Source organism: Pseudomonas sp. FYR_5 (assembly GCF_043106315.1).
Lineage (GTDB): Bacteria > Pseudomonadota > Gammaproteobacteria > Pseudomonadales > Pseudomonadaceae > Aquipseudomonas > Aquipseudomonas putida_Y.
Genome location: NZ_JBICMK010000052.1, coordinates 18398 through 41673 on the forward strand (window position 1 = coordinate 18398; position 23276 = coordinate 41673).

The 23276-nt window shown below is 60.3% G+C and carries 19 protein-coding genes, 2 tRNA genes and 3 pseudogenes; 18 read left to right on the forward strand and 6 right to left on the reverse strand.

Annotation, left to right across the window (positions count from 1 at the left end; translation table 11 throughout):
• Positions 1-12 precede the first annotated feature (12 nt).
• The 11 genes and pseudogenes from hflX (at position 13) to ACF8RA_RS07665 (ending at position 11279) form a co-directional block, all read left to right on the forward strand.
• The gene (hflX, locus tag ACF8RA_RS07615; protein ID WP_012274456.1) at positions 13-1314 is read left to right on the forward strand and encodes a ribosome rescue GTPase HflX; all 1302 of its coding nucleotides are present in this window, start codon (positions 13-15) and stop codon (positions 1312-1314) included.
• Positions 1315-1410: 96 nt separating this feature from the next.
• Positions 1411-2592: an FtsH protease activity modulator HflK gene (gene hflK / locus ACF8RA_RS07620; RefSeq protein WP_176683145.1), complete on the forward strand. Its 1182-nt coding sequence runs from the start codon at positions 1411-1413 to the stop codon at positions 2590-2592.
• Positions 2592-3461, forward strand: a complete 870-nt coding sequence (hflC, locus tag ACF8RA_RS07625; protein ID WP_014592592.1) for a protease modulator HflC — start codon at positions 2592-2594, stop codon at positions 3459-3461. Before hflK ends, hflC begins: the two co-directional genes overlap by 1 nt.
• 301 nt (positions 3462-3762) lie before the next feature.
• Positions 3763-4950: an ATP phosphoribosyltransferase regulatory subunit gene (locus tag ACF8RA_RS07630; protein ID WP_176683146.1), complete on the forward strand. Its 1188-nt coding sequence runs from the start codon at positions 3763-3765 to the stop codon at positions 4948-4950.
• A gap of 56 nt (positions 4951-5006) precedes the next feature.
• Positions 5007-6299, forward strand: coding sequence for an adenylosuccinate synthase (locus ACF8RA_RS07635; RefSeq protein ID WP_003249542.1), 1293 nt, complete (start codon positions 5007-5009; stop codon positions 6297-6299).
• 1155 nt (positions 6300-7454) lie between these two features.
• Positions 7455-7715, forward strand: a pseudogene (locus ACF8RA_RS07640) (HAMP domain-containing protein); the annotation flags it as partial.
• A 69-nt stretch (positions 7716-7784) separates the two neighbouring features.
• Complete coding sequence (locus ACF8RA_RS07645; protein WP_370844178.1) at positions 7785-8573, forward strand: methyl-accepting chemotaxis protein; 789 nt, start codon at positions 7785-7787, stop codon at positions 8571-8573.
• 184 nt (positions 8574-8757) lie between these two features.
• On the forward strand, positions 8758-9210 hold the full coding sequence (locus ACF8RA_RS07650) for a DUF2867 domain-containing protein (RefSeq protein WP_176683148.1): 453 nt from the start codon (positions 8758-8760) through the stop codon (positions 9208-9210).
• Positions 9211-9437: 227 nt separating this feature from the next.
• Positions 9438-9926, forward strand: a complete 489-nt coding sequence (locus tag ACF8RA_RS07655) for an Hcp family type VI secretion system effector (protein WP_392518995.1) — start codon at positions 9438-9440, stop codon at positions 9924-9926.
• A gap of 9 nt (positions 9927-9935) precedes the next feature.
• Positions 9936-10908, forward strand: a pseudogene (locus ACF8RA_RS07660) (hypothetical protein).
• Entirely contained in the window at positions 10905-11279 is a 375-nt protein-coding gene (locus tag ACF8RA_RS07665; protein WP_176683150.1) for a hypothetical protein, read from the forward strand. The pseudogene ACF8RA_RS07660 and the gene ACF8RA_RS07665 overlap by 4 nt, the downstream one beginning before the upstream one ends.
• Before the next feature lie 41 nt (positions 11280-11320).
• On the opposite strand, the pseudogene ACF8RA_RS07670 reads toward ACF8RA_RS07665, so the two are convergent.
• The 5 genes and pseudogenes from ACF8RA_RS07670 to ACF8RA_RS07690 form a co-directional block, all read right to left on the reverse strand.
• A pseudogene (locus tag ACF8RA_RS07670) lies at positions 11321-11475 on the reverse strand (IS110 family transposase); the annotation flags it as partial.
• A gap of 455 nt (positions 11476-11930) precedes the next feature.
• Positions 11931-13496 (reverse strand): iron ABC transporter permease, encoded by a 1566-nt coding sequence (locus ACF8RA_RS07675; RefSeq protein WP_003249548.1) that lies wholly within the window; start codon positions 13494-13496, stop codon positions 11931-11933.
• On the reverse strand, positions 13496-14509 hold the full coding sequence (locus ACF8RA_RS07680) for an extracellular solute-binding protein (protein WP_176683151.1): 1014 nt from the start codon (positions 14507-14509) through the stop codon (positions 13496-13498). Before ACF8RA_RS07680 ends, ACF8RA_RS07675 begins: the two co-directional genes overlap by 1 nt.
• A 240-nt stretch (positions 14510-14749) precedes the next feature.
• A tRNA-Leu gene (locus tag ACF8RA_RS07685) sits at positions 14750-14836 on the reverse strand.
• 88 nt (positions 14837-14924) lie between these two features.
• Positions 14925-15011, reverse strand: a tRNA-Leu gene (locus ACF8RA_RS07690).
• Positions 15012-15283: 272 nt separating this feature from the next.
• On the opposite strand from ACF8RA_RS07690, the gene rnr reads away from it, so the two are divergent.
• The 7 genes from rnr to dnaB all read left to right on the forward strand — a co-directional run bounded on the left by rnr (position 15284) and on the right by dnaB (position 22465).
• Positions 15284-17857 (forward strand): ribonuclease R, encoded by a 2574-nt coding sequence (rnr, locus tag ACF8RA_RS07695; RefSeq protein ID WP_176683152.1) that lies wholly within the window; start codon positions 15284-15286, stop codon positions 17855-17857.
• On the forward strand, positions 17854-18600 hold the full coding sequence (rlmB, locus tag ACF8RA_RS07700; protein ID WP_003249554.1) for a 23S rRNA (guanosine(2251)-2'-O)-methyltransferase RlmB: 747 nt from the start codon (positions 17854-17856) through the stop codon (positions 18598-18600). The genes rnr and rlmB overlap by 4 nt, the downstream gene beginning before the upstream one ends.
• Positions 18601-18905: 305 nt before the next feature.
• A complete protein-coding gene (gene rpsF / locus ACF8RA_RS07705; RefSeq protein ID WP_021783885.1) occupies positions 18906-19331 on the forward strand; it encodes a 30S ribosomal protein S6 in 426 nt (141 codons plus the stop codon).
• 28 nt (positions 19332-19359) lie between these two features.
• Positions 19360-19590 (forward strand): 30S ribosomal protein S18, encoded by a 231-nt coding sequence (gene rpsR, locus ACF8RA_RS07710; RefSeq protein ID WP_003249563.1) that lies wholly within the window; start codon positions 19360-19362, stop codon positions 19588-19590.
• A 33-nt stretch (positions 19591-19623) separates the two neighbouring features.
• The gene (locus ACF8RA_RS07715) at positions 19624-20487 is read left to right on the forward strand and encodes a hypothetical protein (protein WP_176683153.1); all 864 of its coding nucleotides are present in this window, start codon (positions 19624-19626) and stop codon (positions 20485-20487) included.
• A gap of 20 nt (positions 20488-20507) precedes the next feature.
• Positions 20508-20954 carry a 50S ribosomal protein L9 gene (gene rplI, locus ACF8RA_RS07720; protein WP_003249568.1) on the forward strand — a complete coding sequence of 149 codons (447 nt, stop codon included), beginning with the start codon at positions 20508-20510 and terminating at the stop codon, positions 20952-20954.
• A 113-nt stretch (positions 20955-21067) separates the two neighbouring features.
• Complete coding sequence (dnaB, locus tag ACF8RA_RS07725; protein WP_021783887.1) at positions 21068-22465, forward strand: replicative DNA helicase; 1398 nt, start codon at positions 21068-21070, stop codon at positions 22463-22465.
• A 24-nt stretch (positions 22466-22489) separates the two neighbouring features.
• On the opposite strand, the gene ACF8RA_RS07730 is transcribed toward dnaB, so the two are convergent.
• A partial coding sequence (locus ACF8RA_RS07730; protein ID WP_392518996.1) for an ATP-binding cassette domain-containing protein occupies positions 22490-23276 on the reverse strand: 787 nt, incomplete at its 5' end.

The following is a 23276-nucleotide window of genomic DNA, read 5'->3' on the forward strand; positions in this document are numbered from 1 at the left end:
TAGGAGCCTGCATTGTTCTTTGAGCGCCACGGTGGTGGTGAGCGGGCGTTGCTCGTTCACTTGGAAGGTCAGAACCCTGAGGCGCGCGAAGACCCGCAGGAGTTTCAGGAGTTGGCATTGTCGGCCGGGGCCGACATCGTCTCGCTGGTCACGGTGACAAGGCATCAGCCTTCCGCCAAATACCTGATTGGCAGTGGCAAGGTCGAAGAGTTGCACGACCTGGTCCATGCCGAACAGGTAGATCTGGTGATTTTCAATCACACCCTTACGCCCAGTCAGGAGCGCAACCTTGAACGTGTGTTCGAGTGTCGTGTGCTCGACCGTACCGGGCTGATCCTCGATATCTTCGCCCAGCGGGCGCGTACCCATGAAGGCAAGCTGCAGGTCGAACTGGCCCAGCTGGAGCACATGAGCACGCGGCTGGTGCGCGGCTGGACTCACCTTGAGCGACAAAAAGGTGGTATTGGCCTGCGCGGCCCGGGTGAAACCCAGCTGGAAACCGACCGCCGCCTGTTGCGGGTGCGGATACGCCAGATCAAGTCACGCCTGGAGAAAGTGCGCAGTCAGCGCGAGCAGGCGCGTCGCGGGCGCAAGCGCGCGGATATTCCGTCGGTGTCGCTGGTGGGTTATACCAACGCCGGCAAGTCCACGCTGTTCAACGCCCTGACCGAGTCCGAGGTGTATGCCGCGGACCAGCTGTTCGCCACACTCGACCCGACCCTGCGCCGGCTCGAGCTCAACGACCTGGGGCCGATCGTGCTGGCCGATACCGTAGGCTTCATTCGCCACCTGCCGCACAAGCTGGTCGAGGCATTTCGGGCTACGCTCGAAGAGTCGAGCAACTCCGACCTGTTGCTGCATGTGATCGACGCCCATGAGCCTGAGCGCATGGAGCAGATCGAGCAAGTGCTGGCGGTGTTGGGCGAGATTGGTGCCGAGGGGTTGCCGATCCTTGAGGTGTACAACAAACTCGACTTGCTCGAAGATGTCGAGCCACAGATCCAGCGCAATGCCGATGGCAAGCCGGAACGGGTCTGGGTATCGGCACGCGATGGGCGTGGCCTGGAGCTGGTTGGCCAGGCGGTTGCCGAGTTGCTGGGGGATGATCTGTTTGTCGGTACCCTGTGTCTGGAGCAGCGTTTTGCCCGCTTGCGCGCGCAATTCTTTGCCTTGGGGGCCGTGCAGAGTGAAGAGCATGATGAAGAAGGGCGCAGCCTGCTGAGCGTGCGACTGCCCATGGTCGAACTGAATCGCCTGGTCAGCCGCGAAGGCATGGAGCCGCAAGTGTTTGTCGAGCAACACACTTTGCAATAAATGCTCGTCGAGGTCGCCGGGCAGCAGTGACAGGCATTCTGTAGCATTGGACGGCGCGCCGTGGGCGCGTCTTTGCTTTATCAGATGGAGAGCGCTATGGCTTGGAACGAGCCGGGTGGCAACTCGAACAATCAGGATCCCTGGGGCGGCCGCCGTGGTGGCGGTGGCGGCGGTGGTGACAAGAAAGGTCCACCGGATCTGGACGAGGCCTTCCGCAAACTGCAGGACAGCCTGAATGGCATGTTCGGCGGCAGCAAAAAACGTGGCGGCGGTGACCGCAATGTCGGCAAGGGCGGTGGCCTGGGCCTGCTGGGCATCGGCCTGGCGGTGCTGGCTGCAATCTGGCTGTACAACGCCGTGTATGTGGTCGACGAGCAGGAGCAGGCGGTTGTGCTGCGCTTCGGCAAGTACTATGAGACGGTCGGTCCCGGCCTGAACATCTACTTCCCGCCGATTGATCGCAAGTACATGGAAAACGTCACGCGTGAGCGTGCCTACACCAAGCAGGGCCAGATGCTGACCGAAGACGAGAACATCGTCGAGGTGCCGCTGACCGTCCAGTACAAGATCAGCAACCTGCAGGACTTCGTGCTCAACGTCGACCAGCCTGAGGTGAGTTTGCAGCACGCGACCGAGAGTGCTCTGCGCCACGTGGTTGGTTCCACTTCGATGGACCAGGTGTTGACCGAGGGTCGTGAGCAGATGGCCGTGGATATCCGCGAACGCCTGCAGCGCTTCCTCGACAACTACCGTACCGGTATCACCGTTACCCAGGTCAACGTACAGAGCGCGGCAGCCCCGCGTGAAGTGCAGGAAGCCTTCGACGACGTGATCCGAGCCCGCGAAGACGAGCAGCGTGCCCGCAACCAGGCCGAGTCCTATGCCAACGGCGTGGTGCCGGAAGCCCGTGGTCAGGCGCAGCGCATCATCGAGGACGCCAATGGTTACCGCGACGAAGTCATCGCCCGCGCCAAGGGTGAGGCAGACCGCTTTACCAAGCTGCTTGTCGAGTACCGCAAGGCACCTGACGTAACCCGTGAGCGTCTGTACCTGGAGACCATGCAAGAGGTCTACAGCAACTCGAGCAAGGTCATGGTGGCAACCAAGGACGGGCAGAACAACCTGCTCTACCTGCCGCTGGACAAGATGGTCGAAGGCAGCCGCAGGCCGTCCATGCCAACCACCAGCGTGTCGCCATCGGCCAACGATGCGGCCGCCCGTGCCGCGCAGGACATGCAACAGCAACAGCAGCAACTGCGTACTAGGGAGAGCCGCTGATGAGCAATAGATCGCTGATCGCCCTGATCGCCGCCGTGGTCCTGGCCATCGTGGCCTGGAACAGCTTCTACATCGTGTCCCAGACCGAGCGTGCGGTACTGCTGCGCTTCGGTAAGGTGGTCGAGGCGGATGTTCAGCCCGGCCTGCACGTGAAGATTCCGTACGTGAACCAGGTGCGCAGGTTCGACGCCCGACTGATGACCCTCGATGCTCCTACCCAGCGGTTCCTGACCCTGGAAAAGAAAGCGGTGATGGTCGACGCCTACGCCAAGTGGCGCGTCAAGGACGCTGAACGCTTCTACACCGCCACGTCCGGCATGAAGCAGATCGCCGACGAGCGTCTGTCGCGCCGTCTGGAAAGTGGCCTGCGCGACCAGTTCGGTAAACGTACCCTGCACGAAGTGGTTTCCGGTGAACGTGACGCGCTGATGGCTGACATCACTGCATCGCTGAACCGCATGGCGAGCAAGGAGCTGGGCATCGAGGTGGTCGACGTGCGCGTCAAGGCCATCGACCTGCCGAAGGAAGTCAACCGCAGCGTGTTCGATCGCATGAGCACCGAGCGTGAGCGTGAAGCCCGCGAGCACCGTGCCAAGGGTAACGAGCTGGCCGAAGGTATCCGTGCCGATGCCGACCGTCAGCGCCGTGTGCTGCTGGCCGAGGCTTATCGCGAAGCAGAAGAAACCCGCGGTGATGGTGACGCCCAGGCGGCCGCTATCTATGCCAAGGCCTACAGCCAGGACGCTGATTTCTATGCGTTCCACCGTAGCCTGCAGGCATACCGCGAGAGCTTCTCGAGCAAGAGCGACGTGATGGTCCTGGATCCGAAGAACGAGTTCTTCCGTTACCTGGACAAGAGCAGGCCTTGATGCTCAGGCCCTGATTTTCATGCAGCGGCACCCCGCCTGGCAGCTAATGCACCAGGCGGGGTGCATCCTGAATGAAAAGGGGTGTATGATGAGGCAGCCGGGAAATTTCCCGGCTTTTTTGCGTCTGCAAGGTTGATTGGCACAGCGCCGGTCGACAGTTTGGTCAGCTCGCAAGGCAATTTGAGGGTGTCGGGTACGGTGGCTGCGCTGGGATCAGTGCTGCCCGCTGCTGTGCGCGATACCGGCTTTTCTGACGGCTTGCCTGCTGGCAAGCCGCCCGGACCAGAGGGGAAATGGCGTAATGGCAACGGTAGACCGCTGGCTGCTGCCAGATGGCATCGAGGAAGTACTGCCACCTGAGGCTGCGCGCATCGAGATCGCGCGTCGCCAGGTGTTGGACCTGTTCCAGAGTTGGGGCTACGAACTGGTCGTCACCCCGCATATCGAGTACCTGGAGTCGCTGCTTACCGGCGCCGGCCAGGACCTGGATCAGCGTACCTTCAAGGTAGTGGACCCGCAGTCCGGCCGCCTGATGGGCTTCCGCGCCGACTTCACCCCGCAGGTGGCGCGTATCGATGCGCACACACTGCGCCGTGAAGGCCCGAGCCGCCTGTGCTATGCCGGCAGCGTGCTGCACGCCCAGCCGCGTGCCCTGTCCACCTCGCGCAGCCCGATCCAGTTGGGTGCCGAGCTGTACGGCGATGCCAGCCCTACCAGTGACGTCGAGGTCATCAGCCTGATGCTCGCCACGCTGCAGCTGACCGATGTGCCGGATGTGCACATGGACCTGGGCCATGTCGGTATTTACCGCGGCCTGGCCCGTGCCGCCGGCCTGTCTGGCGCGGTCGAACAGCAGCTGTTCGACGCCATGCAGCGCAAGGCTGTCGATGAAGTGCAGGCGCTGACCGCCGACCTGCCGAAAGACCTGGGCAGCATGCTGCGCGCCCTGGTCGAACTGTGCGGTGGTCGTGAAGTACTGGCTGAAGCCCGCGTGCGCCTCGGTCGCGCCCCGGCCAGCGTACTGGCGGCGCTGGATGACCTGCTGGCGATCGCTGATCGCCTGGCGTCTCGCTACCCGGACCTGCCGCTGTACTTCGACCTCGGCGAGCTGCGTGGTTACCACTATCACACCGGCGTGGTGTTCGCCGTGTTCGTGCCGGGCGAAGGCCAATCGATCGCCCAAGGCGGGCGCTACGACGATATTGGCGCCGATTTTGGCCGGGCGCGCCCGGCCACTGGTTTCTCCACGGATTTGAAGACCCTGGTCACACTGGGGCGAGCGGAGGTCGTATTGCCAACTGGCGGCATCTGGATGCCGGACAGTGGCGACGCGGCCCTCTGGCAGCAAGTCTGCCAGTTGCGCAACGAGGGCCAGCGTGTGGTTCAGGCTCTGCCTGGCCAGCCGTTGAGTGCTGCTCTCGAGGCGGATTGTGATCGGCAATTGATTCAGCAAGACGGGCGCTGGCAGGTTCTGCCGCTGGCCCAGTGAGTTTCTGCGTCGGCAACAGGCCGGCAACCAAGTTTGCGTGAATGAGGACCAATGTAATGGGTAAGAATGTCGTCGTCCTGGGCACCCAGTGGGGTGATGAGGGCAAAGGCAAGATCGTCGATCTGCTGACCGAACATGCTGCCGCCGTAGTGCGCTACCAAGGTGGCCACAATGCGGGTCACACCCTGGTGATCAACGGTGAAAAAACCGTTCTGCACCTGATTCCGTCCGGCATCCTGCGTGAAGGCGTACAGTGCCTGATCGGTAACGGCGTGGTCGTTGCCCCGGATGCACTGATGCGTGAAATCACCAAGCTGGAAGAGAAAGGCGTACCGGTGCGCGAGCGTCTGCGTATTTCCCCGGCTGCGCCGCTGATCCTGTCGTACCATGTGGCCCTGGACCAGGCCCGCGAAAAAGCCCGTGGCGAAGCCAAGATCGGCACCACCGGCCGTGGTATCGGCCCAGCCTACGAAGACAAGGTGGCACGTCGCGGCCTGCGCGTGGGTGATTTGTTCCATCGCGAGCGTTTTGCTGCCAAGCTGGGTGAGCTGCTGGATTACCACAACTTCCAGCTGGTGAACTACTACAAAGAGCCAGCCATCGACTTCCAGCAGACGCTGGACGAGTGCATGGCTTACGCCGAACAGCTCAAGCCGATGATGCTCGACGTCACCGCCGAGCTGCACAACCTGCGTCGCGCCGGCAAGGACATCATGTTCGAAGGTGCCCAGGGCTCGCTGCTGGACATCGACCACGGCACCTACCCGTACGTCACCAGCTCCAACACCACTGCTGGCGGTATTTCCACCGGTTCCGGCGTTGGCCCGATGTACCTGGACTACATCCTGGGTATCACCAAGGCCTACACCACTCGCGTGGGTTCCGGTCCGTTCCCGACCGAACTGTTCGACGAGACCGGCGCTACCCTGGCCAAGCGTGGTCACGAGTTCGGTTCCACCACTGGCCGTGCCCGTCGTTGCGGCTGGTTCGACGCCGTCATCCTGCGTCGCGCCATCGACGTCAACAGCATCTCGGGCATCTGCCTGACCAAGCTGGACGTACTGGACGGCCTGGAAACCATCAACATCTGCGTTGGCTACAAGAACGAGAACGGTGCCGTCATCGACGCGCCTTCCGATGCCGACAGCTACATCGGCCTGGAGCCGGTGTACGAAGAGATGCCAGGCTGGAGCGAGTCGACTCTGGGTGTGAAAACCCTGGAAGAGCTGCCGCAAGCTGCGCGTGACTACATCAAGCGCATCGAAGAGCTGGTTGGCGCGCCGATCGACATCATTTCGACCGGCCCGGACCGCAACGAGACCATCGTGCTGCGTCATCCGTTCGCCTGATCTGCCCGGCAGGCTGATCTGACGCCGTGGCCCTGAAAAGGGCTGCGGCGTTTTCATTTGTGGGTATGCTGGGGCTGGCCAATCCACCGGCAATCCACCGTTGCCGCCGCTACCGTATTCGCGGGTAAACCCGCTCCTACACTGATTGGGTGTGGGTACACAACGGCGGTTGGGCCAAGGCCGTTGTTGGAGCGGGTTCACCCGCGAAAGGGCCGGCACACGAAACCTCATTGCTAGACCTTGGCGCATTTCCCCGCTGCCTACGGCACAACCCTTGCTGTAAGAAGTTTCTGTAGATGCCATCAATATAGTGGCGCCAGAAAACACGAGGGTTACACCGTGTCTGCCATCCTCTCACTGTTACGAAGCCGCCTCTTGCGGCCTGTGTTTGTTGCCCTTGGTATCGCTCTTTTGGTGCAGGTGCTGGTTGCCGTTGCGCTCACCCGAAGCACAGTCACCGCCCTGGAGGCTGATCTTGGCGAGCGACTGGGTAATGACAGTCGCCAACTGGCAAGCGAACTGGAGCAAGCCGGACAAGATGTACGCTCTGGGCTCGACGGCCTGTCCAGCAGTACCCGCCAGCGCCTGAGTGCAGGGTTGTCGGAGCGCCTGCAAAGCGAACAGCAGCAACTGCGCAGCACCTTGGAAAAAAACCTCAAGGATTCCGCCAACGACATGGCTGAACTGCTGGCTTCGGTTGCGCCGCGGGCGATCTGGGACAACGACGTGCCGGTGCTCTCGGATTTCGCGCGACGCGCTCAGCGTAACCCGAACGTGTTGTTCGTGGTGTACGACGACGCTCAGGGTCAGCACCTGACTCGCTATCTCAACCGGCAAAACCCGATCAACCAGGCCTTGTTGGAAAAAGGCCAGGGCGAGCGTGCGCTGGACAAGGTGCTTGATGCCGCGCGTCGTGATCCGTCGGTGTATTTCGTCGAAGCCTCCATCAACCCCAATGGCGCCGAGATCGGCAAAGTCCTGATGGGGGTTTCTACAGCCGGCATTGACCAGGAACTCAAGGCGCTCGACCAGCGCTTCAGTGCCCTGATCGCCAGTGGCGAGCAACTGGTTGGCGATAGCCTGGGCGCGGCGGCTGCCGACAGTGGCAAGGCCCTGCGCGAGCGCCTGGAAGTCGCGCAGGCTAGCGCCACCGCGATGCAGGCCAACACTGCACAGACCGTGCGCGATGCGGCTGCCGAGCTGCGCTGGCGGATTGGTCTGGGCCTGGTGGTGGTGGGCCTGGGTGTGCTGCTGGTGGTCGCTTTAGTGTTAGGCCGCCGCGTGCTCAGCAAACTGCGCCTGCTGATCGCAGCGCTCAACGACCTTGCCGCTGGCGAAGGCGACCTGACCAAGCGCGTGACCCTCGACAGCCGCGACGAGATCGGCGACATGGCGTCGGCGGTCAATCGCTTTGTCGACAAGCTGCAGCCCATCGTCCGCGAGGCTGGCGAGGTGGCCCAGCGTACCGGCGTCGAGATCGGCACCATGGCCCAGCGCAATGCCGGTGCCGATGCCGCGGCGGCGTTGCAGCGTGACGAAGTGGCCGCCAGCCTGCGCGACCTGTCGAGCATGGCTGACGAGGCTCAGGCTGAAAGCCATGCTATGCAGGCGGCGTTGCAGCAGGTGGTGGACATTCGCCAGGCGACCGATGAGAACAGCCGTTCCTCGACGCAACTGGCGAGCCTGATCGAGAACCTTGCCGGGCAGGTCGAAACGGGCTCTCAGGTGATCGAGCGCCTGGCCAAGCAGAGCGAACAGATTGAAGTGGTGCTGACCGTTATCCATGGCATTGCCGAGCAGACCAATCTGCTGGCCCTCAACGCTGCAATCGAAGCCGCACGCGCTGGTGAGACTGGCCGCGGATTCGCTGTAGTGGCCGATGAAGTGCGGGCGCTGGCGAGCAAGACGCAAAGCTCTACCGGCGACATTCAGGCGCACATTACCGCGCTGCAAAAAGGTGCCAAGGAAGCAGTGGCCACCATCAGTCAGGCTGGGCTCAAGGCCAGTGAAGGGTTGTTGGTGCTGCGTGACAACGAGCGCCGCCAGCAGTCGGTGCAGGCGGCCGTGGAGCAGGTGCATGCGGCCATTGGTTTGGCGACTCGCGCTGCCGAACAACAGGCCCATGGCGCACAGGCGGTGCGGGGGCGGGTGGAGAACATCCATGCCCAGGCCGAACGCTCGGCTGAGGTGGTGATGCAGACCACGGCCAGTAGCAAGGTGCTGGATGATCTGGCGGCTCAGCTGCGCGCCAGCCTGGGCCAGTTCCGGGCCTGAATCCTGCGCGGTCCCTTGCGGGGGCTGCCTTGTGTCGCGAAAGGGCTGCATAGCAGCCCCAGGTTTGTTGCATAAATGCGGAAATTGCCGGGGCCGCTATGCGGCCCTTTCGCGACACAAGGCCGCTCCCACACCTGAGCGGTGTTGCTATGCTGTCGGCGACACATGGCAAAAGGAGTTGCTAATGTCCGCCCAGCTAATCGCCGCCCAGGCCGACCTGAATTTCCTGCACAGTGACAGCGTACAGCTCACTGACCCGATGACCGCCCTGCAAGCCTACTGCGCTATGACCTCGGACGTCCCCTGCTGGCTGGCCCGGGCCTTCCGCATTCGCGACTTCATCTCACGCCGTTTCAATGTCGCCGATATCCACGGCTTCACTCGCGGCGATCCAACGCATGTGCCAGCCGTCGGTGAGCGCCTGGACTTCTTCACTGTCGAGACCATCAGCGACCAGCAGCTGGTGCTGACTTCGCGCGACACGCACTTGGCGGTGATGGTCTGCATGGATGTGTACGGGCAAAGCTTAAGCGTGACCACATCGGTGCTGTGCCTCAATACTTTTGGCCGGTTGTACATGCTGCCGGTCGGCATGGTGCATGGCCTGATCGTAAGGAAAATGCTGGAGAAGCTTTAAGCAGCATCGAAACTGACCAAATCGTCATCATCGTCGAATCTGTAGGAGATTTCCCAAATATTCCTTGATAGGGCGTTTGCTGTTGCAAGGGCTGACACAGGGGTTAGTGTTGTATTGAGCCTGAAGGCGGTCGGTACCGGCCGCCGTTTTACTTCGGGAGCAACCTCAGGATGACGATGTCTGAACATCGTCGTTATCAGCCGAACCTTTGCCAGGGAGAGGTAAGCATGGCTTTCGATGCTTATGTTCATATCGGGGAAATCACTGGCGAAGCACTGGATGAGCAGTACGCCAACTGGATCGAAATCATCGGCTACAAGTTCGGTGCCAACCAGAGCACCTCTGCCACCGCAAGCTCCGCGGGCGGCGCATCGTCAGGCCGCACCACACTCACCAACTTCACCTTCACTAAGTACCTGGACAGTGCCAGCTGCAAGCTGCTGGAGGCGAACTGTGCCGGGCAGCACCTGAAGGAAGTGAAGCTCGTGCTGTGTCGTGCGGGTGGCGACAAGCTCAAGTACTACGAAGTCGTCCTGGCAGAAGTGATCATTGCCGATTACGCCCAAAGCGCCAGCGCTGGGGTGCCAGTGGAAGTCGTGCAGCTGAACTACGGGCGCATCAAGACAACCTACACGCTGCAGAAACGCCTCGACGGCAGCGCTGGCGGCAACGTCACGGGCGGATGGGACCGCATCAACAACAAGAAGTATGCGTGAGGTACTACCATGTCCGAGGCGCGCAGCTTCATTAATCCGCATGCGCAGTCGTATGAGTCGCTGAAGGCCGGTACACCCATGAACGCGAATCAGCGGGCCAAGTTTGATGTGCTGAATGCGCATGTCGTCAACACTGTCGTATTCCCTGGCGAGCTGATAATTGTGGGTGACCCAAGCACGCCGTCCTGTACTGCTCATGAGGCATTTCTCATGGGTAAGGCGTTAGGTATACACCTTGACATCGAATTGAACGGCGGTGGGTTTGACGGGTTCCTTCTGGAGAATTTTGAGCTGCTGCAGAGCTTACTGGCCCGTGCTTCCATCGGGGCTGGTACTGCTAGTGACGCTTGGAGTAAGCATCTTGAAGCTATCAAGAAAACGTTAGAGGAGATAGAGCAGCTACATCGAGATTATTTGCTTAAAGGTACGTTGAAAGCTCGTGATGAATTCTACTCGAAGCGCACAGCGCTGTTTTTAAAGTTGGAGGCGCAGCTTGATAGTATGGCTGCGTATGGGGCGGGGCTGCGCAATGGGGGTAAAATCAAGCATGCGCTGGATATATCCACCAAAAGATTTCTTCACGGTGGTGAGATTGAAGGGTATACAGAAAAAATATCTGGCGTAGCGAAGGCGGCTAATTGGATAAAAAAAGGGACGTATTTAGGGATGGCGCTTGATGTGGCGTCAACCGAACTGTCAATTCGTAACGCTTGCGTGCTTGGGCGGGAGGAGGAGTGCAGAAAGGCTGAGTATGTCGAGAGGAGTTCGCTAGTTGCGAGCTTGGGGCTAGGAGGAATGGGTGGACATGTCGGGGGGCTATTGGGGCCAATAGCATGTGTTGCTGTAGGTATTCCCACCGGTGGAACGGCAACTTTCGCATGTGCGGTATTGGGGGGGAGCGGCTGGAGGTATTGCTGGCGGTGAGTTTGGTGAGGTATTGGGAGAAAGCGTGGGGGAGATTTTGTATGAGGCAGTGCGATGAGTAACTTGCACCTGGCAGTGCTTGGTGTGTTTGTAATTATCTCGCCGTTTTTGATGTTTGGTGTGTGGGTATTCGTTGCGTATCGATATCTGGATCGTATCGAATCAATCTTGTCAAATAGCCGAATGGTGGCTGTGAACAGAGAAATATATTCTCATGCTGGGCTGCTTGGGAAAGTCATGCGGCTAGGATCAATTTCTGCAATGCTGTCTATGAAATATTTTAGCGTTCGAAAGGGCCTATTAGATCGCAATGATATTGCTAAGGTTTCCGCCGACCTGCAAAGGCTGTTAGTGCGCTTGTGGACTGTACAAATTTTGCTGATTGCACTGATTGTTCTTTTTTTTGTTTGGATAGAGTGCTTGAGGTAAGCTCTGGTCAAACAGAATGCAACCCATTGCTTTTTAAGCACTCAAGCAGTCACCAACTGATACCCCAGTTTTCGGGCTTTGCGAAGCAAAGCCCTGACCTGCCGGTCTCGGTTCCGAACTCTTCAAGACCTTGTTCAACATAAGCCTGCTCCTTGGTTAACAGGCTGTACACCAGACGTACCAACTGATGCGTAGTGATTTATGAGAGTGCGAAAATGAGTACCGAAGCATTGACGATAATCGCATCTATCCTGCTCGCTTGTATGTCAATCAGCGTGTGTGTGATGATTTACTTTTCTTGTCGATCTATAGAAACTATCGAAAAAGCTTTAGCGAAATGCAAGTATATTCAGGATAATAGGGGGCTTTTTAGCGGCTGGCCTTGCTGGAAAATTAATGCGCACTTGCCTGGCGGCAAATATGCTCATGATTCCAGGGTTGTTTGTTCGAAAAGGTGTGGCAGATATTTCAGATCTCGAGAGTTTCCCAAGGTCTATGGAAAGAGTTTTGTTACCCTCTTGGGTGGGGCTTGTAGTCTCTACGACCTTGTTCTTTGCTTTCAACTGGCTAGTGGGAGTTTTAAAGTGAACTTGTGATGAAGTCTAGGCACTCAGGCTTGTGCCCAGGCCACATGGCGGCCTGGGCAAGCTTTCAAGCCTTGTTCAAATACATCCGCGTAGTCAGCAAATACACCGGCAACCCCGACACCACAATCAACAACGCCGCATACGGCGCCGCCGCCGCGAACTCGACGTTGGCTGTGTGCGCCCACACTTCGGTGGCCAGGGTGGTCATGCCGGTCGGGCTGAGCAGCAGGGTAGCCGTCAGCTCCTTCATGGCATCCAGAAACACCAGGGCGAAGGCCGCCGCCATGGCCGGGAAGATGATCGGCAAGGTCACCCGGCAGAATGCGGCAAAGCTGCTGGCGCCCAGGGTGCGTGCGGCTTCTTCCAGCGTCGGCGAAGCCTTGTTAAGCGCGGTGCGCACCGGCGACTGGGCCAGCGGCAGGAACAGCAGCGCGTAGGCCAGCAGCAGCAGCGCCGTGGTCTGGTACAGCGCCGGCACGTAGTGCAGGGCGAAGAACACCAGGGTCAGGGCAATCACCAGGCCGGGCAGGGCGTGCAGGAGGTAGGGCAGACGCTCAGCCCAAATCGCCAGGCGGCCTTTGTAGCGCACCACCAGGAAGCTGATAGGCAGAGCCAGCAGCACACAAAAGCCGGCACCGCCCAGCGACACCGACAGCGAGGTGAACAACGCCTTCGAGATGGCCGCCACCGGGAATGCCGCCGACGAACCCACGCTCAGCCAGTAACCGAGCATCGCCAGCGGAATGCCGCTGCCCAGCACCGCCAGGCCCACGCAGAACAGTTGCGCCAGTACCGCCCAGCCGCGCAGCCGCACCGGTTGCGCACGGCGCGCTACGCCCTGGCCGATACGTACATGGCGGGCTTTGCCGCGCACCCGCAGTTCCAGCCACAGCATTGCCAGGCACATCGCCAGCAGCACGGCAGACAGCATGGCCGCGTTGGCGTTGCTGAACTCCAGTTCGAACTGCTGGTAGATCGCCGTGGTAAAGGTTTGCAGGCCGAGGATCGACAATGCGCCAAACTCTACCAGCATATGCAGGGCAATCAGTAGCGCACCGCCGAGCATCGACGGCCACAGCAGCGGCAGGGTGACTTTGCTGAACACCCCCCAGCGGCTGCAACCCAGGGTGCGTGCCGACTCCTCCAGCGACGTGTCGAGGTTGCGCAGGGTCGCGGCAACGGGCAGGAACACCAGCGGGTACTTGGACAGGGCCATGACCATGATCGCGCCGCCCAGGCCTTCAAAGTCCGAACTTAGCGACACCCAGGTGAAGCTGCTGACGAACGACGGCACGGCGAATGGCAGGCACAGCACCACGCCCCACAACCGGCGGCCGGCCAGGTTGCTGCGCTCCAGCAGCCAGGCCAGTGCCAGGCCGACCACCATGCAGGTCAGCGTCACCCCGACCATCAGCATCAGGGTGTTGCGCATCAGCCCCCAGACAAAGGGCCGCCACAACAGGTGCAAAGCTTCGCGCCAGCCGGCCTCCCAGGCTTTGATGGCAACATAAGCCAGTGGCAGCAAGCTCATTGCCACAAGGAACAGCACAGGCAGCACTACCCAGATGGAAGGGCGCTTGCGGCGCGGTACGAAGCGTACCGGCACCGGTTCGGACAGGGCGGCAGTCATCAGAGCAGGCCGACCTCACGCTCAAGTTCGATGGCTTCCTCGGCATTGCCCAAGTCAGCTGGCGAGATCTTCGGCGGGCGCAGTTCGTCGAACGGCTTCAGGCCGCGGTCAGAAACCATACCCTTGTGCAGCGGGTACTCGGCGGTGGTCTGGGTGATCACGCGCTGGCCTTCTTCGCTGGCCATCCAGTTGAGCAGGGCCTGGGCTTCTTTCGGGTGTTTGCTGGCCTTGACCACGGCCGCGCCGGAGATAGTGACCAGGTTGCCAGCATCGCCGTCGGCCAGGTAATAGAGCTTGGTGTCCAGCTTGCCGCGTTCGCGTTCAAGCGCGTACCAGTAGTAGTTGTTCACCAGTACTGCAGCCACTTCACCTTTTTCCACGGCTTTGAGGGCGACCATGTTGTTGGTGTAGGTCTTGCCGAAGGCTTTCAGACCGGTCAACCATTCTTCGGTGGCTTCGCGCCCGTGCATCTTCAGAATGGCCACGGCCTGCTCCTGGAACGCACCGCTGGTGGGTACGTAGCCGACGCGGCCTTCCCACTCAGGGTTGGCGAAGTCCATCACCGTGGTCGGCAGGTCTTTCTCGTCGACTTTCTTCGGGTTGTACACCACGATGCGCGTACGGGCGGTGATACCCATCCAGGTGCCGTTGGCGCCAACGTACTCCTTGGGCATCATGTTCAGCGTAGCGTCGTCAATCTTGGCCAGCAGGCCCAGTTCGCCCAGGTTGTTCAGAGGCGGGGACTCTTCGGTGTAGATGATGTCGGCCGGCGAGCGGTCGCCTTCCTCGATGATCTGGCTGGCCAGCTGGTTGCTGCTGCCTTTACGGATGTCGATGTGAATGCCGGTCTTGGCCTCATAGGCCTTGGCAATGGCTTCGCCGATTTCCTTGTGCTGACCGTTGTACATGGTCAGCGCGACCGGTGCGTCTGCCATGGCGGCCGGAGCGCCGATGACCAGGCTCAGCACTGCGGCGGCCAGGGTACGCATCAGCGGTTGCGGGCGGATCGTCATGCGGGTACTTCCTCGCTTACGGCTACATATTTGGAAACAATGGTAAACGAAATTGTTTCTCAAGTGGCCGGGTGACGAGAAATTCATGGTCAGACCATGGTGCAAGGGGTTGGGAGGGGTTGCCTGCAGGGGCCTCTTCGCGGGTGAGCCCGCTCCTGCAACGTGCGCGTATCGGGGAGGGGGAGGCACAAAAAATCGCAGGCAAGAAAAAACCCACTAGCAAGCTAGTGGGTTTTTGTATGGTGCCCAGGAGAAGACTCGAACTTCCACGACCTTGCGGTCACTGATACCTGAAACCAGCGCGTCTACCAATTCCGCCACCTGGGCAAAGCTTTACATCATCTGCAGAAGGCGACTATCGTTCGCTTTCACGCAGTAGTAACAGATCCTTGGTCATCTGTTACTTGAAAATACTTGGTGCCCAGGAGAAGACTCGAACTTCCACGACCTTGCGGTCACTGATACCTGAAACCAGCGCGTCTACCAATTCCGCCACCTGGGCACACATTCGAGGTTACTTGATGCTTTACAGCGTCGTTCATCTCTACTACAACTTCGGGGTTGTCCGTCGTTGTGGTGCGCACTATACGGACGCTACCCAGGGCTGTAAAGCCCCCAATCGAAAAAAAATTCAAAAAATTCAACTCGTTGATTCCATAAGCCTATTTCTGCTGTTTATGCACTGCAGCGGGGGCTGTCCAAGGCAGACATTTCCGGTTTCAATACGCCTATGCCAGAATTCCTATCTATATACCCCAAGGTGAACCCCTTCTGATGGCCGATTGGCAATCCCTCGATCCCGAGGCCGCTCGCGAAGCGGAAAAATACGACAACCCCATTCCCAGCCGTGAGCTGATCCTGCAGCGTCTCGCCGACCGAGGCGAACCTGCTGCCCGCGAGGAGCTGGCAAAAGAGTTCGGTCTGTATGAAGAAGACCAGATCGAAGCCCTGCGCCGCCGCCTGCGTGCCATGGAGCGCGATGGCCAGCTTATCTATACCCGGCGCGGCACTTATGCCCCGGTAGACAAGCTGGACCTGATCTGCGGTCGAGTCTCCGGCCACCGCGACGGCTTCGGCTTCCTTATTCCCGATGACGGCAGCGAAGACCTGTTCCTCAGCCCGTCGCAGATGCGACTGGTGTTCGACGGCGACCGTGGCCTGGCCCGCGTCTCCGGTGTCGACCGCCGTGGCCGCCGTGAAGGCGTGCTGGTCGAAGTCATCTCCCGTGCCCACGAAAGCGTGGTCGGCCGCTATTTCGAAGAAGGCGGCATCGGTTACGTAACCCCGGACAACCCGAAGATCCAGCAGGAAGTGCTGGTGACTGCCGGACGTAACGGCGGTGCCAAGATCGGCCAGTTCGTCGAGATCAAGATCACCCACTGGCCAACGCCGCGCTTCCAGCCGCAAGGCGATGTGGTCGAGGTCATCGGCAACTACATGGCGCCGGGCATGGAAATCGACGTTGCCCTGCGCAGCTACGACATTCCGCATGTGTGGCCCAATGAGGTGGTCAAGGAAGCGCGCAAGTTCCGCTCCGAAGTCGAGGAGAAGGACAAAGAGAAGCGTGTCGACCTGCGCCACCTGCCGTTCGTCACCATCGATGGTGAAGACGCCCGCGACTTCGACGATGCCGTTTATTGCGAACCGCTGGGCAAGCTGCGTCTGTTCTCCGGTGGCTGGCGCCTGTACGTGGCCATTGCTGACGTGTCCAGCTACGTGCGTCTGGGCTCTGCCCTGGATGTCGAAGCCCAGCAGCGCGGCAACTCGGTGTACTTCCCCGAGCGCGTGGTGCCGATGCTCCCCGAAGAGCTGTCCAACGGCCTGTGCTCGCTGAACCCGCACGTCGATCGGTTGGCCATGGTCTGTGAAATGACCATGAACAAAGCCGGCCAGATGGTCGACTATCAGTTCTACGAAGGCGTGATCCACTCCCATGCCCGCCTGACCTACAACAAGGTCAGCAGCATGCTCGAGCACTCGCGTACCCGTGAGGGCAAGGCGCTGCGCGAAGAGTACAAGGACGTCGTGCCGGACCTGAAGAACCTGTACAACCTGTACAAGGTGCTGGTGGACGCGCGTCACACGCGGGGCGCCATCGACTTCGAAACCCAGGAAACCCGCATCATTTTCGGTGATCAGCGCAAGATCGCTGAAATCCGCCCGACCGTGCGCAACGACGCCCACAAGCTGATCGAGGAATGCATGCTGGCGGCCAACGTGGCCACTGCCGAATTCCTGCAGAAGCACGGTGTACCGGCGTTGTACCGCGTGCACGACGGCCCTCCACCGGAGCGCCTGGAAAAACTGCGTGCCTTCCTTGGGGAGTTGGGCTTGAGCCTGCACAAGGGCAAGGACCCGTCGCCGAAGGATTACCAGGCCCTGCTGGCGAGCATCGCCGGTCGCCCGGACTTCCACCTGATCCAGACGGTGATGCTGCGCTCGCTGAGCCAGGCCGTGTACAGCACCGAGAACAACGGCCACTTCGGCCTGAACTACGAGGCGTACACCCACTTCACCTCGCCGATTCGTCGTTACCCGGACCTGCTGGTGCATCGCGCCATCCGCAGCATCATCCGCTCCAAGGTCGATACCCCGCACGTCAAGCGTGCCGGCGCCATGAGCATCCCCAAGGCGCGTATCTACCCGTACGACGAAAACACCCTGGAGCAACTCGGCGAGCAGTGCTCGATGACCGAGCGCCGGGCTGACGAAGCCACCCGTGACGTGGTCAACTGGCTCAAGTGCGAGTTCATGAAAGACCGCGTTGGCGAGACCTTCCCGGGTGTGATCACGGCAGTGACCGGTTTCGGCCTGTTCGTCGAGCTGACCGATATCTATGTAGAGGGCCTGGTGCACGTCAGTGCGTTGCCGGGGGACTACTACCACTTCGACCCGGTACACCATCGCCTGTCCGGCGAGCGTACCGGTCGCACCTTCCGCTTGGGCGACACCATCGAAGTCAAGGTCATGCGTGTTGATCTGGATGAGCGCAAGATCGACTTCGAAGTGTCGGAAAAGACCCTCGCCGCACCGATTGGCCGCAAGCAGCGTGGCGCCGCGCCGGCTGCCGAAAAAGCCGAGCAGCAGCCGGTAACTGAAGCGAAAGCCACGCCCAAGCCGCGCAGCCGCAAAAGCGAAGCGTCCGAAGCGTACTTCCCCAAGGATGCTGTGCAGCGTAACGCTGAAGTGCGTAAAAGCCGCGAGATGAAGAAAGCGCTGATGACCGACGCGCGCAGCAGTGCTGGCAGCAAATCCGAGAAAGGTGGCAAGCCGTCCGGCAAACCGACCAAGCACCGTAAAGGCCCGCCGAAGTCCGGCGCGCCACGCAAAAGCAAGAGCAATTCATGAGTCAGCTGGAAAAGATCTACGGCGTACACGCCGTGCAGGCATTGCTGCAGCACCATCCAAAGCGGGTCAAGCAGATCTGGCTGTCGGAAGGGCGTAGCGAGCCACGCCTCGAGACCTTGCTGGCGCTGGCCGCGGAAAACCGCGTGCCGGTCGGCCAGGCCGAGCGCCGTGAGATGGATGCCTGGGTCGAAGGCGTGCATCAAGGTGTTGTTGCCGAGGTCAGCCCGAGCCAGGTGTGGGGCGAGCTGATGCTCGAAGAGCTGCTTGAGCGCACAGAAACCCCGCCGCTGATCCTGGTGCTGGACGGCGTGACCGACCCGCACAACCTCGGCGCCTGCCTGCGTACCGCCGATGCGGCCGGTGCCACGGCAGTGATCGTGCCCAAGGACAAGTCCGCAACGCTGACGCCGGTTGTGCGAAAGGTGGCTTGTGGCGCGGCAGAAGTCATTCCGCTGGTGGCTGTGACCAACCTGGCGCGTACGCTTGAGAAGTTGCAGCAGCGTGGCCTGTGGGTCGTGGGTACCGCTGGCGAGGCCGAGCAGGAGATCTACCAGCAAGACCTGACCGGGCCACTGGTGATGATCATGGGCGCGGAAGGCAAGGGCATGCGCCGGCTCACCCGCGAGCATTGCGACTTCCTGGTGAAGTTGCCGATGGCGGGTAGCGTCAGCAGTCTCAACGTGTCGGTGGCGACCGGGGTTTGCCTGTTCGAAGCCGTGCGTCAGCGTCAGGCCAAGCGCTGACCTTCAGCCTGTATCGGCCTATTCGCGGGCGCGCCCGCTCCCACAGGTAATCTGCAATGCCAGAGGCAGCAGTGAGCCTGTGGGAGCGGGCGTGCCCGCGAATAGGGGCTGACACATTCTGAATATCTCAGGCTGTTCAAATATTCGCCAATTGCCTTGCGTGTGCGGCACGCCTTCTCTACAATTGCGCCCCTTGCCGAGCTGGCAGGCGCTCATGTGCCTCCCCTCCGTGCAAGACATACAGTGTCATTCACTCCTTGTCTGACCAGATTCGCTGGCAGACTACTAACCCGTAAGGAGCATTCATGCGTCATTACGAAATCATCTTCCTGGTTCACCCGGACCAGAGCGAGCAAGTCGGCGGCATGGTTGAGCGTTACACCAAGCTGATCGAAGAAGATGGTGGCAAGATCCACCGCCTGGAAGACTGGGGCCGTCGTCAACTGGCCTACGCAATCAACAATGTTCACAAGGCTCACTACGTGATGCTGAACGTTGAGTGCACCGGCAAGGCCCTGGCCGAGCTGGAAGACAACTTCCGCTACAACGATGCCGTTATCCGTAACCTGGTCATCCGTCGCGACGAAGCCGTTACCGGCCAGTCCGAGATGCTGAAGGCTGAAGAAAACCGCAGCGAGCGCCGTGAGCGTCGTGAGCGTCCTGAGCATGCTGAATCCGCCGAAGGCGATGACAGCAATGACAGCGACTCCAGCGATAACGCTGACGAGTAATCCACGGACCTTTAGAGGAGCCTATTAAATGGCACGTTTCTTCCGTCGTCGTAAATTCTGCCGCTTCACTGCTGAAGACGTGAAAGAGATCGACTTCAAAGATCTCAACACCCTGAAAGCTTACGTATCCGAAACCGGCAAGATCGTTCCAAGCCGTATCACCGGTACCAAAGCTCGTTATCAGCGTCAGCTGGCTACCGCTATCAAGCGCGCCCGCTTCCTGGCCCTGCTGCCCTACACCGACAGCCACGGCCGCTGAGACCGGGTCGTCGACAAGCAGTAAGGGGTTAGCATGCGAGCGTTAGCAAGTTTCATCATGCGCGGTCGTGTGCAGGCCACCCTGGTGGTGGTCATCAGTGCGGTACTGCCGCTGCTGTTCTGGTTGAGTGCCGCTGCGTGCAGCCTTGTGCTGCTGCGGCGTGGGTTCAAGGATGCTACAACGGTCATCGCTGGCGGCCTGCTGGCCGGGCTGGCCGTGTGGGTCATGGGCGATCCCATCACCTTTCTGGTGATTGCGGGTGCCCTGGCCCTGGCCGCCATGTTGCGTGCCGAGCATCCGTGGAGCCGGGTGTTGCTGCTCAGTGCCGTGTTCGCCGTGGCTTTCAGCCTCGTGCTCGATCTGGCGCTGGCGCAAACCTTCGACGTGCTGGCCAAGGCGTTTGCCGAAGCCATGCCGAAAATCGAGGGGCAACCGGTACTCTCCGATGAGCTGATCCGCCCTGTGCTGGTCGCTTCTACTGCAGTGACGGTGCAATTGTTCAGTGTGTTGGCCTTGGTGCTGGCGCGCTATTGGCAGGCAGCGTTGTACAACCCTGGAGGCTTCGGTCGCGAGTTTCGCGCGCTGAAGTTGCCGAAACAGGCCACGGCGGCCTTGGTGGCAGTGATGGTGGTGGCTCCGTTTATCGGGCCGCAGTTCATCATCCTGGCATCTGCCTCGAGCCTGGTACTGGTGCTGGCCGGCATCGCCTTGATGCACGGGCTGGTGGCACAGGGCCGACTGGCCGGTTTCTGGCTAGTGGGGATGTACGTGACGCTGCCGCTGATCATGCAGCTGATTTATCCGTTGCTGATGGTTTTGGCCATTGTCGACAGCCTGATTGATTTTCGCGGTCGCAAGTCCCCTCCGGGGAAAGACTCCGCGAACGGTGAAGGTTAAAAGTTAAGAGGTTTTACCAAATGGAACTGATCCTGCTGGAAAAAGTCGCTAACCTGGGCAACCTGGGCGACAAAGTAAAAGTTAAGGCTGGTTACGGCCGTAACTTCCTGCTGCCATTCGGCAAGGCCACCGTTGCCAACGCCGCCAACCTGGCTGCGTTCGAAGAGCGTCGTGCCGAGCTGGAAAAAGCAGCCGCTGACAAGAAAGCTTCGGCTGAAAGCCGCGCTGCCCAACTGGCCGAGCTGGAAGTGACCATCACTGCCACCGCTGGCGACGAAGGCAAGCTGTTCGGTTCGATCGGCACCCACGACATCGCTGACGCCCTGACCGCCTCCGGCGTTGAAGTGGCCAAAGCTGAAGTTCGTCTGCCGAACGGCACCATCCGTCAGGTTGGCGAATACGACGTAGCCGTGCACCTGCACAGCGACGTTGAAGCCACCGTACGCGTGGTCGTCGTAGCTGCCTAAGCTGCGCTAACTGGCTGGCTCCTTGCGAGTCAGGCGGTTAACATCGGGCACGGTCCTGTTTTCGACAGGCCGTGCCCTTTGTCTTTTTCGTCCTCCAGAATTCTTTCGTGGCCATGAACGAGATCACCACTTCCGAACAGCTAGACCTGCAAACCGCAGCCCTGAAGGTGCCGCCGCATTCCATCGAGGCCGAACAGGCCGTACTCGGTGGCCTGATGCTGGACAACAACGCCTGGGAGCGGGTGCTGGACCAAGTGTCGGATGGCGATTTCTACCGGCATGACCACCGGCTGATCTTCCGTGCCGTGCACAAGTTGGCCGACGCCAACCAGCCATTCGACGTGGTGACCCTGCACGAGCAACTGGACAAGGAAGGCCTGTCTTCGCAAGTCGGCGGCCTGGCCTACCTGGCTGAGCTGGCCAAGAACACTCCCTCGGTAGCCAACATCAAGGCCTACGCCGCGATCATTCGCGAGCGGGCCACGTTGCGCCAACTGATCAGCATCAGTACCGACATCGCCGACAACGCCTTCAACCCGCAAGGGCGCAACGCCGAAGAAATCCTCGACGACGCCGAGCGGCAGATCTTCCAGATCGCCGAGGCCCGGCCAAAAACCGGCGGCCCGGTGGGTGTCAACGAACTGTTGACCATGGCCATCGACCGTATCGATACGCTGTTCAACTCCGACAGCGACATCACTGGTATCTCCACCGGTTACACCGACCTGGACGAGAAGACCAGCGGCCTGCAGGCAGCCGACCTGATCATCGTTGCGGGTCGTCCGTCGATGGGTAAGACCACCTTCGCCATGAACCTGGTGGAAAACGCCGTACTGCGTACCGACAAGGCGGTGCTGGTGTTCTCCCTCGAGATGCCAGGTGAGTCGCTGATCATGCGTATGCTCTCGTCCCTGGGGCGTATCGACCAGACCAAGGTCCGTTCCGGCCAGCTGGACGACGACGACTGGCCGCGCCTGACCTCGGCAGTGAACCTGCTCAACGACCGCAAATTGTTCATCGACGATACGGCGGGTATCAGCCCCTCGGAAATGCGCGCGCGAACCCGCCGCCTGGCCCGTGAGCATGGCGAAATCGCCATGATCATGGTCGACTACCTGCAGCTGATGCAGATCCCGGGGTCGGCCGGTGACAACCGTACCAACGAAATTTCCGAGATTTCCCGCTCGCTCAAGGCCCTGGCCAAGGAATTCAACTGCCCGGTCATTGCCCTTTCGCAGCTGAACCGCTCGCTGGAACAGCGCCCGAACAAACGCCCGGTCAACTCCGACTTGCGTGAATCCGGTGCAATCGAGCAGGACGCCGACGTGATCATGTTCGTGTACCGCGACGAGGTGTACCACCCTGAAACCGAGCACAAGGGCGTGGCGGAAATCATCATCGGTAAACAGCGTAACGGCCCCATCGGTTTCGTGCGTTTGGCGTTTATCGGCAAGTACACCCGGTTCGAGAACTTGGCGCCGGGGATGTACAACTTTGATGATGATGAATAACCCATTGAGCTAGCAAGGCCGCTCCTACGAGGTTTGCGGTGCGCCTGCTAGCTCTGAAATCTGAGCGATGTTCGTTTGCCCTTGGCTGATGATCCGCCCCTCGCTCAGGGTGATCACCCGGTCAAACCGCGACAGTGAGCTCTGATCATGCGTCACGCAAATCAGCCCTCGCCCTTTAAATGCTTCGAACAACAGGTCCCAGGTACGCTCTGCCGACGCGGCATCGAGCCCGGCTGTGGGCTCGTCAAAGAAATTGAATTCCCCAGGCTGATTAAGAAGGCGTAGCAGCGTCAGCCTGCGTGCTTCGCCGCCCGATATCGATTCTGCGCGTGCATCCAGATCAAGTTCGTACCAGTCTTTGCTCAGGCCCAACCGTTCAAGCCATCGTTCGATTTGAGCGCGATCATGAGCTTGCTCGAACAGCACCGCGCGGGGCAGGGGGCCGGGTATGAAATGCGCATCCTGAGGGCAGAGTCGTAATCGACTGAATTGTTCACTAGCGTCGAGCGACGCCAGGCACCTGCCGTGCAGGTGCACATCCTTGCGCAACGGGAATATCGTTCCCGCCAGCGTATGCAGAAGTGTCGACTTACCACATCCGCTGGGCCCGATCAGTGCGACCCGTTCTCCTTTGTGCAGTACCAAGGGTTCTTCGATGTGAAGTTGTACAGTATCTCGAGCGCTCAACTGGCACGGGGCGATGCTTAGGCCAGCGTCCTTGTCTTGGGACTTCGCCTCAGTAGTGCATGCTGGGCCGAACGAGGGGAACTGGAGCCAGTGTTCGAGTTTGCGTTTGTCTAGCCGAAACTGG